Source organism: Janthinobacterium pasteuri, assembly GCF_051380775.1.
Classification (GTDB): domain Bacteria; phylum Pseudomonadota; class Gammaproteobacteria; order Burkholderiales; family Burkholderiaceae_D; genus Janthinobacterium.
In genome coordinates this window covers 112856-123740 of record NZ_JBNYXS010000019.1, presented here as the reverse complement: position 1 = coordinate 123740, position 10885 = coordinate 112856, and the positions used below count along the sequence as shown (strand labels likewise).

Genomic DNA, 10885 nt, shown 5'->3' with positions numbered 1-10885 from the left:
CATCCGCGTACAGGGCGCCGCCCACGTGCAGAACGTCAATGCCTACCACAGCCGCTTGCGCGGCTGGCTGCGCATATTCCACGGGGTAGCCAGCCGTTACCTGCCGAATTATCTGGGTTGGCGCTGGATACTCGACGCCGGACGCATCCGCTCCCCAGAAACATTGTTGAAGGCAACCATGGGAGAGTTCCCACACCTTACGGTGACATAGCCTTTTCTTTCGCAATGCGGGCATCGAGCTTCGCTTCATTTTTGGCCGCGTAGTTGCTGCACGCCTGCGCATCGATGAAGGGATTCGGCGTGACGCCTTCCAGTAATTGCGTCAGCTTGCGGTCAGCGCCGGAGTGGTCGGGATGGGCCGAGATCAGGATATCGCACGGCAGCCTGGCAAAGTCCTGCATGACGCGGCGGAAGCCCGGCGTCAGGTCCCCATGGCGTTCATCGGCCAGGTAGTGAAAATCGTCGGCCGCCACTGGCGTGAGGCTAGCGCCGAACACCACGTTCAGGCATTCCTGCCGCTCCGCATCCTCGCACGAAACCCAGGTCCAGCTGGTGCTGCCCGGCGTATGGCCAGGCGTGTAGCGCGCCGTGATGGTCACGTCGCCCAGTTGCAGGGTTTCGCCGTCGGCAATCTCGCGCACGTTTTCCACGGCCGGCATGGGATCGATTTCACCCGCTTGCGGATCCGCAGCGAGCACCGCTCCCGCGCGCAGCGCCTCCGCTCCCAGCGGGCTGGCGACCACTTGCGCGCCGCTGTCGCGGGCCAGCGCGGCAATGCCGCCCGAATGGTCGAAATGCGCTTCCGTATTCAGGATGAATTTGATGTCTTCCAGGCGAAAACCCAGCTCGAGGATATGTTCCTTGATGGCGGCCACCGATTGCGGCAACGCGCCGTCGATCAGGATCAAGCCTGCGCGCGTATCGATCAGCACCACGCTCAAGCCGCCCACGCCCACGTAATAGGTGTCGCCGTGGATGCGCGCCGGTTGCTGCGGACGGTTCCACTGCGCCGCATAGGGTGAGGCAATCGGCTGCGTCAGAGGATCGATGGCGGGCGTGGCGGCATGCGCCGTCAACGGCAGCGCCATGGCGGCCAGCGCGACGCTCAGCAAGGTCTTGGGAATGAAGAAAGGCGGCATGCGGCTCCAGGAGTGAGTGTGGTAATCGATGCCATAGGGTAACGTCGCCAGCCTCGCGCGGTCAAGCAGACGGACGCAGCGACTTGCGCTACGATAGAGGCCCATAGACCTGCCGCGCGCCTTGCCGCGCCCACTGCCATGCGTTTGCTGATCCTGTCCGACCTGCACCTGGAAGTCTGGGGTGAAGACACGCCCGCCATCGAGCTTGCCGCCAGCCGCCCCGACGTGGTGATCCTGGCCGGCGACATCGCCACGGGCAACCATGCCATCGCCTGGGCCGCGCGCACCTTCGGCGCCCTGCCCGTGCTGTACGTGCACGGCAATCACGAAGGCTATGGCCACCAGCTGGAACACATGCAGGACGCCGTGCGCGACGCCTGTGCCAGCGCGAATGCGCATGGCGCCCATATCCGCCTGCTCGACGGCGACGCCGTGACAATCGATGGAGTACGCTTCCTGGGCATCACGCTGTGGACGGACTTTTTACTCTTCGGCGCGGCGCGCCAGGAAGAAGCCATGCAGGCGGCGCAAGCCTACATGCCCGACTACAAGCGCATCAGCACGGGCGGCGATACGCCCCGCCTGCTGTGCGCCACCGACACGGCGCAGCTGCACGCGCAGCACCGCTCCTGGCTGGAACAGCAACTGGCGCAGCCCTTCGAGGGCAAGACGGTAGTGATCACGCACATGGCGCCCTCGATGCTGTCGGTGAACGAGCAATACGCGACGAACCTGGGCTCGCCCGCCTTCGCCTCGCAGCTGGACGCGCTGGTGGCGCAAGCTGACCTGTGGGTGCATGGCCACATGCACGCCTCGCTCGACTACCAGATAGGCGATTGCCGCGTCGTGTGCAACCCCTGCGGCTACAAACGGCCAGACGGCACGCCGGAAAACGAACGCTACGATCCCGGATTCATCGTCGACATCGCCAGCACGGTTTAATTTTTTCGGTAGCGCAGCTGCACCACGCCGCTCGGTAACGGGTGCGTATCTTCCAGGCGCCAGTCGCTGCGCGGCAGCGCGTCATCGAACAGGCGCACGCCCTTGCCCAGCACCACGGGCAGCACGGACAAGGTCAGGGTGTCGATGACGCCCTCGCGCAAGCCGGCGCGGACGACGGCGCCGCCGTCGAGATACACGTGGCGGCATCCCTCTTCTGCCAGCCCCTCCAGCACTTCCCGCACGCTGCCTTCGCGGCGCTGTTCGCCATGGCGTGGCGCGAAATCGCGGTGACTCAATACCACCACGCGCTTGCCCGCATACGGCCACGGCTCAAACCCCAGCACGGCGTCATACGTGGTGCGGCCGATCAGCAAGGTATCGACTTGCGCCATCAAGGCCGTGTAGCCGGTGGCGTCGGGCGAGTCGGGTGCCAGTTCGGCCAGCCAGGCCAGATCGCCATTCTCTCCTGCGATACAGCCATCGATGCTGATGCCGAGAAAAACGCTGACAGAACTTTTTTGCATGGGTGCTCCTTGAATTAATTCTACAGTGTAGAATTATGCGCATGAAAACCCCAAAACTTCAAGCCGTAGAATCTCCGGTGCGCCGCGCCGGGCGTCCGCGCCGCACCGCACCCGCACTGGACAGCGCCAGCATCCTGCAGGCGGCCCTGCCCTTGCTGGAAGAAAAAGGCGAAGCCTTTTCCATGCGCGCGCTGGCGCAGAGCCTGGGCGTCGATGCCATGGCCCTGTATCACTACTACGCAGGAAAAGAGGAGTTATTACTGGCGTTGATGGTGCAGCGTTTTGCCGCGCTCGATCCGCGCCAGCCGCCGTTTACACGGCGCCAGGCGCCACGGCGGCGCCTGCTCGCGCTATGCACGCTGTACCTGGAACTGGTCAGCGCCACGCCCTACTTCGTGCGCCTGATGGCACGCGGGCTGGTGACGCAAGCCGATGTGGCCGAGCGGTTTACGGCGCTGTTCGAGCTGGCCGTCGACGGTCTCGCGCCGGACAAGAAAACCCGGCTGCGCGGGCGCGATACGCTCGTCGATTTTCTGCACGGCTATGCTCTGGCGGGCAGGCCCGCCAGCGAGACCGGCTGGCATGCCTCGGTCAGCCTGATCCTGGCCGGCATGGCCGCCGGACACACTGTTTCGTGACGCCCGGCGGCCGCTCGCACTACCCGGGCATCAGGCCAGCAGCTTGAGCAGCGCCTGCGCGGCCGCTTCCGACGACGCCGGGTTCTGGCCCGTGACCAGCAAGCCATCGGTGACGGCGTACGGCTGCCAGTCGCCCAGCTTGGAGTAGACGCCGCCGTTTTGCTTGAGCATGTCCTCGACCAGGAAAGGCACGATGGTCGTCAAGCCGACAGCGTCTTCCTCGGTATTCGTAAAGCCCGTCACCTGCTTGCCGCGCACCAGCGGCGTGCCGTCAGCTGCCTTCACGTGGCGCAGCACGCCCGGTGCGTGGCAGACGGCGGCGACGGGCTTGCCGGCCGCGATCATCTGCTCGATCAGCGCGATCGAGTGCGGGTCTTCAGCCAGGTCCCACAGCGGACCATGGCCGCCCGGGTAAAACACGGCGTCAAAGTCGGCCGCCTTCACGTCGGCCAGCTTGCCCGTGTTGGCCAGCACGGCTTGTGCATCGGCGTCCAGCTTGAAGCGGCGCGTGGCATCCGTTTGCGAATCAGGCTCGTCGCTTTTCGGGTCCAGCGGCGGCTGGCCACCGTTGGGCGAAACGACCGTCAGCCTGGCGCCAGCTTCCTGCAAAGCATAGTAGGGGGCGGCGAATTCTTCCAGCCAGAAGCCGGTTTTCTTGCCAGTGTCACCGAGTTGATCGTGCGAGGTCAGTACCATCAGGATGTTCATGTTGTTTCCTTTTATGTCAGGGTTACAGTGCTGCTTCGAGGATACGGCGACTGCGCGCAAGGTCGATATCGCGGTGTTCGCCAAGAGAGGTCATGCCGTGTGCTGCCAATTGCTGCAATACCGCTTCCACCGCTTCCTGGCCCAACTGGTAAGCGGACAAACGGGTCGGGATACCCAGGCCTTCAAAGAAGGCGCGGGTGCTGGCGATAGCGGCGGCTATACGCTCGTCGTCACTGCCGACGGTGATGTTCCAGACACGTTCGCCATACTGTAGCAATTTGCCACGTTTCTGTTCGCGCTGCACTTCCAGCAGTGCGGGCAGCACCAGCGCCAGGGTGCGTGCATGATCGATGTCGTACAGGGCCGTCAATTCGTGGCCAATCATGTGGGTAGCCCAGTCCTGCGGCACGCCGGCGCCGATCAGGCCATTCAGGGCCAGGGTGGCCGTCCACATCAGGTTGGCGCGGGTATCGTAATCGTCAGGCGCGGCGATCGCTTGCGGGGCGATCTCGACCAGGGTCTGCAGCAAGCCTTCGGCAAAGCGGTCCTGCACTTTCGCCTGTACCGGATAGGTCAGGTACTGTTCCGTGGTGTGGACAAAGGCATCGACCAGGCCATTGGCCACCTGCGTGGCCGGCAAGGTAAAGGTCTTGCTGGGGTCGAGCACGGAAAATTGCGGGTACAGCAGCGGGCTGCGAAAACTCAGCTTGTCATGCGTGGCTTTTTTCGTCACCACGCCGCCGCTGTTCATTTCCGACCCCGTGGCCGGCAAGGTCAGCACCGTGCCAAACGGCAGGGCGCGATGCACGTTGGCGCCGCCGCGCTCGGCGATTTCCCACGGCTCGCCGTCGTACAGGGCAGCCGCAGCGACGAACTTGGTGCCGTCGATCACGGAGCCGCCACCGACGGCCAGCAGGAAGTCCAGCTTGTCGCCACGCACCTGCGCCACGGCACGCATCAGGGTCTCATAGCTGGGATTGGGTTCGATACCGCCAAACTCCTGCACGCTGCGCTGGCCCAGCGCAGCGCGCACTTCGGCCAGGGTGCCGGTCTTTTCCGCGCTGGCGCCGCCGTACAAAATCAGCACGCGCGCATCGTGCGGCACCAGGGTGGACAATTTGGCGACGGTATCAAGACCGAACACGATACGGGTCGGGTTATGGAATTCAAAATTCTTCATGATGCTCCTCTATTATTAGACTGGTCGTCTAGAATGCAGTTCAAAAAAAGCGGACGTCTGTCATCCGCGCACGGCTACCCGCTTATTGATCCGGCGGCAGCTGCAGCATGGCAAGCGTCGCCTGCCAGGCCGTTTGCAAGGCGCTGGCGTCGCGCCGCAGCTTGGTCAGCATGGCCGCGCCCAGCCACAGCTGGTACAAGGTGGCGGCCATCTGCGCCGGATCGGCCACCGATGGCAGCGAATCGTCCGCCCTGCCCTGCGCCATGCACAGGGCCAGCCTGGCGATGATGCGGTGGGTGCCGTCCAGCAGCGCCACGCGCATCGGTTCGGACATGTCCGCCACTTCGCTGCTGAGCTTGACCACCAGGCAGCGGCAGTCGCAACCGCTGCCATCGAGGCTCTCGCTGGTCCAGCTGGCCCAATACGCCATCAGCGACTGCGCCGCGCTCTGGCCCGGCTGGCCCAGAACCACATCCATCCCGGCCAGGTAGCCGGTGACGTAATCTTCCAGCATCGCCTCGCCAAACAATTCCTTGGACTTGAAGTAATGGTAGAACGAACCCTTGGGTACGTCGGCGGCCGACAAAATCTCGTTCAGCCCCACGCCGGCAAAGCCCTTGCGCGTGATGATGGCCTTGCCCTGGTCGATAATGTGCTGGCGCACGTCGGTGTATTCAGCTTTCATGCGCTGTATGATAGCACAATTAGACCAGTCGTCTAGATTTGCCGACATCAAACAATCGAAAAGCAGGCGCCACTCCGCTACCTTTATCGCCGATCCCGGTGATCGCACGCCCCTTCGTCGATGGGCTGACCTTCCTGCCATGAATGAACGGGCATTGGCGCGGCTGGTAGAAAACACGTTAACAGTATCGCGTTCATCAGGCGCTGCTTACGCATGGTGGATCGGTGCGAACGATACCCCAAACAGATCGGGCTGGTAACCGGCGGCATTGAACAGATGGGCACAGGATTCGTCGATCGCGGCGCGCAGCTTTGCCTGATCCACGCCCAGCACGACGCCGCCGCGTTTGCGCACGCGCCCTTTGATGATGACGGTATCGATATTGCTGCGCTCTGCCGCGTGCACCACGGTACCGATGGCGTTGTTGACCGGGTACAGGTTGAGGTCGCCGGTGCGTATCAGTACCAGGTCGGCCTGCTTGCCTGGGCTCAAGCTGCCGATGCGTTGTTCCAGCCCCGCACAAGCGGCGCCGTCGATCGTGGCAGCCTCCAGCAAACGGAACGCATCGGTGGGCGCCGCCACATGGTGATGCCCATGGAGGCGCTGGCTATGTCCCATGACCCTTTGCAGGTAGAACGCCACGCGCATTTCCATGAACATGTCGCCACTATACGAGGTCTCGTTGTCGACACTCAGGCCGGGGCGTATGCCGTGCTGGAACGCGGCCTGCCAGGCGTTCATGCCATCCTCGATACCGTAGTGGGCATCCGAACGCGGGCATACATTGACGCGCACGCCTGCCTCGCGCAATATTTTCCAGCCCGATTCCGGCAAGCAGGTGCAGTGGTTGAAGATGTTGTCGCTGCCAAGCAACCCCTGCTGGTGCAAACCTTCGAGCTCGGCTGCCATGTCACCGCCAAAAAACTCGGTCACGATGGGAATACCCAGTGCTCGTGCGACGGCCCACTGCTCAGGTTCCAGCTGCGCCATCATGGCCAGTGTCACCAGGCTGTCGGGATCGCTGAAATACTTGGCCTGCAGGCGTGCGAGGTTGCCTGGCCAATGCGCCTCATCCCAGACGCCCGATACGGGCGCTCCGGATGCGTGCACCGCGCGGATGCCCGTATCGAGCAGCGCTTCGACTGCCGCGTCGGAGTGTGCCCCTGTGCGGCTGTTATGGGAGTTGTCGATCACGGTCGTGATGCCGGCATCGATGCAGCCCAAGGCCGTGAGCAGGTTGCCCACGTAGATGTCGCGCGGCCGGTAGTATTTGGCAAACGAGAAATGCGTGGCGTTGCAATAGTCTTCGAGCGTTGCCGCATTGGGATTGATGCGGCGCAGCTGGCCTTCCCAGGAATGGCGATGGGTATCGACCATGCCCGGAATGGCAATCATCTCTGCGGCATCGATCACTTCGGCACCGTCAGCCTCCAGGTGCAAGCCGATGGCGGCAATGGCGCCATCGGCAATCAGGATATCGCCCTTGGGCAAATTGCCAACATTGCCATCCATGCTGATGATCGTAGCGCCTCGAATCAGCATCTTGTGTGGGACTGCGGCCAGCGGCGCAAGCAGAGCCTGCAATTGAGGGTCTTGTTCAAGCATGATTGATTCCTGCGATAGGTAATGAGTTGCACCCAGTCTAGTGCAGGCAAGCACGCAGAAAAAGTAGGCATGGAGGTTTTCACCATGCAGAAAATCCGAACAATGTTGGGTTATAGTGCCGTTTCCTTTACCGTCACACGGACAAGACATGGATCGCGTACAAGCAATGCAGGTATTCCTTCGCGTGGTCGAGAGCAGGAGTTTTGTGCGCGCAGCAGAGACCCTGGGATTGCCGGCATCGTCGGTCACCGGCATCATCAAGCGGCTGGAAAAACATTTGCAGACGCGCTTGCTGAATCGTTCCACCAGAAACCTCAGCCTGACACCGGAAGGCGAGCGCTACTTCCACCGCTGCCGCGAAATACTCGATCTGATCGCCGACACCGAAGCAAGCCTGCAAGGCCCGGGCGAGCGCCCGCAAGGACGATTGCGCGTGGATATGCCTGGCGGCATTGCCCATGCCGTGATCCTGCCGCAGTTGCGGCAATTCCAGCAGCGCTACCCGGACATTTACCTGATGATCGGCATCAACGATCGCCAGGTAGACTTGATACAGGAAGGTGTCGATTGCGTCATCCGCACCGGTAGCCTCGATGATTCGACGCTGGTCGCGCGCCGCTTGGGCGAACTGCGCTGGATCACCTGCGCAGCCCCGTCCTACCTGGCCGAACAAGGGGTTCCCGAGGTCCTGGAGGATGTGCAACGACACCGGGCGGTCCATTATTTTTCCAGCACCGCGCGGCGGGGGAGCGATCTGCATTTCGTCGATGAGGGCATCGACATTGCCGTCCCGGTGCCGGGCACGGTAGCGGTCAACGAGACCGGGCTGTATATCAAGCTGGGCCTCGACGGCCACGGCTTGATGCAGCTGGCCGAGATCCTGGTGACCGATCATTTGCAGGCCGGGGATTTGCTCGAGGTGCTGGCCGACTGGCGGCCAGCACCGGTGCCGGTATCACTACTCTACCCCCACCACCGCTTTCTATCCCCGGCGATGCGAGCGTTCACCGACTGGACTATTGAGCTGTTCAGCAACGCCAATTCAGAGCAATCGCTTCGTCACACTACACTAAAAATCTGACTGAGCATCCACCGGCACATTGCGAATGCGGCAGAACCAATACACATCCCTACATGAACGCTAGCCGAACTCCCTTCGACGTTATCACCAGCATCTGGGAGCAGCCGGGATGCTATCCCAGTCTGCGGCCAGGTGCAGCAGATGTTCGGCACTCAGCCTAGGCAAACTTCTTGAAGTCCGGCTTGCGCTTTTCAAAGAAGGCCGTAAACGCTTCCTTCGCTTCGGCGCCGCCCAGCATGGCGCTGAACAGTTTGTTTTCTTCCGCGATGGCGGCCTTCACCGGTTCCATGCGGCTTTGCTTCATCAAGCGCTTGGTGGCGCGGATGGAGGCCGCAGGCAGGGCCACCAGCTTGGCGGCCTGGCTTTGCGCAAAGGTCATCAATTCGTACAGGGGCACGACCTTCGAGACCAGGCCCATCTCCAGCGCTTCCTGCGCGGGGAACGCTTCGCCCAGCATCAGCTTTTCCGCCGCGCGCGGGTAACCGGCCAGCTGCGTCAACAGCAGGCTGGAGCCGAATTCCGGGCACAGGCCCAGCTGCGTGAACGGCATCGAGAAGCTGGCATTGTCGGCCGCGTAGACCAGGTCGCAGTGCATCAACAAGGTCGTGCCGATGCCGATGGCGGGACCGGAGACTGCCGCCACCACGGGCTTGCTGCTGCCGTACAGCGCGCGCATGAACTGGAACACGGGACGGTCATGGTCGAGCGAACCATCCTTCGGCCGCGCCGTCTTCATGAAGTCATCGAGGTCGTTGCCAGCCGTGAAAATCTCGCGCTTGCCGCAGATCAGGATGGCGCGCACGTCGTCATCCGTCTCGGCCGCCACCAGCGCATCGGCCAGAGTCTGGTACATGGCGCCCGTGATCGCATTCTTGCGTTCCAGGCGGTTGAATTCCAGGGTGAGGATGCCCTCGCTCTTGCTGCACAAAATATCCATGTCGTCTCCAAAAGATAAAGGGCGCCGAGGTATCCCCAGCGCCCAAGTTTTGACTAATCTTATCTGACCACTTACGTCACGACGCCTGGCAGAAGCGTAGCGAGCGGCAGCGAGTTGTGGCCGAGACGCGCAGCTGTGCGAAGGCACAGTGAGCATCGCAGGCCGCGAATCGCAACGCGCAGTAGCTTATGCCGGGTGTCATCAGACGCGCTCGAAAATGCCGGCTGCACCCATGCCGGCGCCCACGCACATGGTGACCATGCCGTACTTCTGCTTGGTGCGCTGCAGTGCGTGGATCACGGTAGCGGCGCGGATGGCGCCCGTGGCGCCCAGCGGGTGGCCCAGGGCGATCGCGCCGCCCATCGGGTTGACCTTCGATGGGTCCAGGCCCAGGTCGCCGATCACGGCCAGCGCCTGTGCGGCAAATGCTTCGTTCAGCTCGATCCAGTCCAGCTGGTCTTGCGTGATGCCGGCCGCGGCGCAGGCTGCAGGAATCGCGAATTTCGGACCGATGCCCATGATTTCCGGCGGCACGCCGCGCACGGCGAACGAAGAGAATTTCGCCAGCGGGGTCAGGTTATGCTCACGCAGGATTTTTTCGCTGACGATCAACAGCGCGCCAGCGCCGTCGGACATCTGCGAGCTGTTGGCGGCCGTGACGGTGCCCTTGGCGGCGAAGACCGGCTTCAGCTTGGCCAGCGACTCCATCGACGAATCGGCGCGCGCGCCTTCGTCGGTGTCGACGGTGCGGCGCGATACGTCCACCTGGCCGGTGGCCAGGTTCGGCGTGCGCGTGATGATTTCCACGGGCGTCGTTTCAGCCTTGAAGAAACCGGCTTGCTGCGCGGCGATGGCGCGGCGGTGCGATTCAACGGAGAACGCGTCCTGCTGTTCGCGCGACACTTTCCATTGCTGCGCCACTTTCTCGGCCGTCAGGCCCATGCCGTAGGCCATGCCGATGTTTTCATCGCTGAACATGTCCAGGTTCATCGATGGGTGGTGGCCCATCATCGGCACCATCGACATCGACTCGATGCCGCCGGCGATCATCACGTCGGCTTCGCCCACGCGGATGCGGTCGGCCGCCATGGCGATGGCCGTGATGCCTGAAGCGCAGTAACGGTTGACGGTCACGCCACCCACGGTTTTCGGCAAGCCAGCCAGCAGCACCGAGTTACGCGCGATATTGAAGCCCTGCTCCGCTTCCGGGAACGAGCAGCCGATGATGGCGTCGGTGATCAGCGCCGGATCGAGGCCAGGCGCTTGCGCCAGGGCCGATTGCAGCACGCGCACCAGCAGGTCGTCCGGGCGGGTGTTTCTGAACATGCCGCGCGGCGCCTTGCCGATCGGGGTGCGGGTTGCAGAGACGATGTAAGCGTCTTGAAGTTGTTTGCTCATTTTATGCTTTCAAAGATGTTGAACGAGGTTCGTGTTCTGTCGAATGTC

At 62.8% G+C, this 10885-nt stretch carries 11 protein-coding genes and 1 pseudogene; 4 read left to right on the top strand and 8 right to left on the bottom strand.

Annotated features, from left to right (window positions below; all coding sequences use genetic code 11):
• Positions 1-211: pseudogene (locus ACQ4WN_RS18970) on the top strand (IS1595 family transposase); the annotation flags it as partial.
• Here the strand turns inward: ACQ4WN_RS18970 and bla are convergent.
• Complete coding sequence (gene bla, locus ACQ4WN_RS18965; RefSeq protein ID WP_436552917.1) at positions 198-1139, bottom strand: subclass B3 metallo-beta-lactamase; 942 nt, start codon at positions 1137-1139, stop codon at positions 198-200. The pseudogene ACQ4WN_RS18970 and the gene bla overlap by 14 nt on opposite strands.
• A 138-nt stretch (positions 1140-1277) precedes the next feature.
• On the opposite strand from bla, the gene ACQ4WN_RS18960 reads away from it, so the two are divergent.
• The gene (locus ACQ4WN_RS18960) at positions 1278-2081 is read left to right on the top strand and encodes a metallophosphoesterase family protein (RefSeq protein WP_436552916.1); all 804 of its coding nucleotides are present in this window, start codon (positions 1278-1280) and stop codon (positions 2079-2081) included.
• On the opposite strand, the gene ACQ4WN_RS18955 is transcribed toward ACQ4WN_RS18960, so the two are convergent.
• Complete coding sequence (locus ACQ4WN_RS18955) at positions 2078-2605, bottom strand: dihydrofolate reductase family protein (RefSeq protein ID WP_436552915.1); 528 nt, start codon at positions 2603-2605, stop codon at positions 2078-2080. The genes ACQ4WN_RS18960 and ACQ4WN_RS18955 overlap by 4 nt on opposite strands.
• A 41-nt stretch (positions 2606-2646) precedes the next feature.
• Between ACQ4WN_RS18955 and ACQ4WN_RS18950 the strand changes: the two genes are divergently transcribed.
• Positions 2647-3243, top strand: a complete 597-nt coding sequence (locus tag ACQ4WN_RS18950) for a TetR/AcrR family transcriptional regulator (RefSeq protein ID WP_436552914.1) — start codon at positions 2647-2649, stop codon at positions 3241-3243.
• Between the two features lie 30 nt (positions 3244-3273).
• Here ACQ4WN_RS18950 and ACQ4WN_RS18945 read toward each other — a convergent pair whose 3' ends face one another.
• The 4 genes from ACQ4WN_RS18945 to ACQ4WN_RS18930 all read right to left on the bottom strand — a co-directional run bounded on the left by ACQ4WN_RS18945 (position 3274) and on the right by ACQ4WN_RS18930 (position 7421).
• A complete protein-coding gene (locus ACQ4WN_RS18945) occupies positions 3274-3951 on the bottom strand; it encodes a type 1 glutamine amidotransferase domain-containing protein (RefSeq protein ID WP_436552913.1) in 678 nt (225 codons plus the stop codon).
• Positions 3952-3973: 22 nt separating this feature from the next.
• The gene (locus ACQ4WN_RS18940; RefSeq protein ID WP_436552912.1) at positions 3974-5131 is read right to left on the bottom strand and encodes an iron-containing alcohol dehydrogenase; all 1158 of its coding nucleotides are present in this window, start codon (positions 5129-5131) and stop codon (positions 3974-3976) included.
• A gap of 82 nt (positions 5132-5213) precedes the next feature.
• The gene (locus tag ACQ4WN_RS18935; protein ID WP_436552911.1) at positions 5214-5816 is read right to left on the bottom strand and encodes a TetR/AcrR family transcriptional regulator; all 603 of its coding nucleotides are present in this window, start codon (positions 5814-5816) and stop codon (positions 5214-5216) included.
• 207 nt (positions 5817-6023) lie between these two features.
• Positions 6024-7421 (bottom strand): amidohydrolase family protein, encoded by a 1398-nt coding sequence (locus tag ACQ4WN_RS18930; RefSeq protein WP_436552910.1) that lies wholly within the window; start codon positions 7419-7421, stop codon positions 6024-6026.
• A gap of 148 nt (positions 7422-7569) precedes the next feature.
• Between ACQ4WN_RS18930 and ACQ4WN_RS18925 the strand changes: the two genes are divergently transcribed.
• The gene (locus tag ACQ4WN_RS18925; protein WP_436552909.1) at positions 7570-8502 is read left to right on the top strand and encodes a LysR family transcriptional regulator; all 933 of its coding nucleotides are present in this window, start codon (positions 7570-7572) and stop codon (positions 8500-8502) included.
• Positions 8503-8659: 157 nt separating this feature from the next.
• On the opposite strand, the gene ACQ4WN_RS18920 is transcribed toward ACQ4WN_RS18925, so the two are convergent.
• Complete coding sequence (locus ACQ4WN_RS18920; protein ID WP_436552908.1) at positions 8660-9439, bottom strand: enoyl-CoA hydratase; 780 nt, start codon at positions 9437-9439, stop codon at positions 8660-8662.
• Positions 9440-9640: 201 nt separating this feature from the next.
• Positions 9641-10837: an acetyl-CoA C-acyltransferase gene (locus tag ACQ4WN_RS18915; protein ID WP_070221628.1), complete on the bottom strand. Its 1197-nt coding sequence runs from the start codon at positions 10835-10837 to the stop codon at positions 9641-9643.
• Between the last annotated feature and the right edge of the window lie 48 nt (positions 10838-10885).

Bases quoted from the DNA above. Each gene is read 5' to 3' on its own strand.
- ACQ4WN_RS18925 (WP_436552909.1), top strand. From the start codon at position 7,570: ATGGATCGCGTACAAGCAATGCAGGTATTCCTTCGCGTGGTCGAGAGC.
- ACQ4WN_RS18950 (WP_436552914.1), top strand. From the start codon at position 2,647: ATGAAAACCCCAAAACTTCAAGCCGTAGAATCTCCGGTGCGCCGCGCC.
- ACQ4WN_RS18935 (WP_436552911.1), bottom strand. From the start codon at position 5,816: ATGAAAGCTGAATACACCGACGTGCGCCAGCACATTATCGACCAGGGC.
- ACQ4WN_RS18940 (WP_436552912.1), bottom strand. From the start codon at position 5,131: ATGAAGAATTTTGAATTCCATAACCCGACCCGTATCGTGTTCGGTCTT.
- ACQ4WN_RS18930 (WP_436552910.1), bottom strand. From the start codon at position 7,421: ATGCTTGAACAAGACCCTCAATTGCAGGCTCTGCTTGCGCCGCTGGCC.
- ACQ4WN_RS18945 (WP_436552913.1), bottom strand. From the start codon at position 3,951: ATGAACATCCTGATGGTACTGACCTCGCACGATCAACTCGGTGACACT.
- ACQ4WN_RS18960 (WP_436552916.1), top strand. From the start codon at position 1,278: ATGCGTTTGCTGATCCTGTCCGACCTGCACCTGGAAGTCTGGGGTGAA.
- ACQ4WN_RS18915 (WP_070221628.1), bottom strand. From the start codon at position 10,837: ATGAGCAAACAACTTCAAGACGCTTACATCGTCTCTGCAACCCGCACC.
- ACQ4WN_RS18955 (WP_436552915.1), bottom strand. From the start codon at position 2,605: ATGCAAAAAAGTTCTGTCAGCGTTTTTCTCGGCATCAGCATCGATGGC.
- ACQ4WN_RS18920 (WP_436552908.1), bottom strand. From the start codon at position 9,439: ATGGATATTTTGTGCAGCAAGAGCGAGGGCATCCTCACCCTGGAATTC.
- bla (WP_436552917.1), bottom strand. From the start codon at position 1,139: ATGCCGCCTTTCTTCATTCCCAAGACCTTGCTGAGCGTCGCGCTGGCC.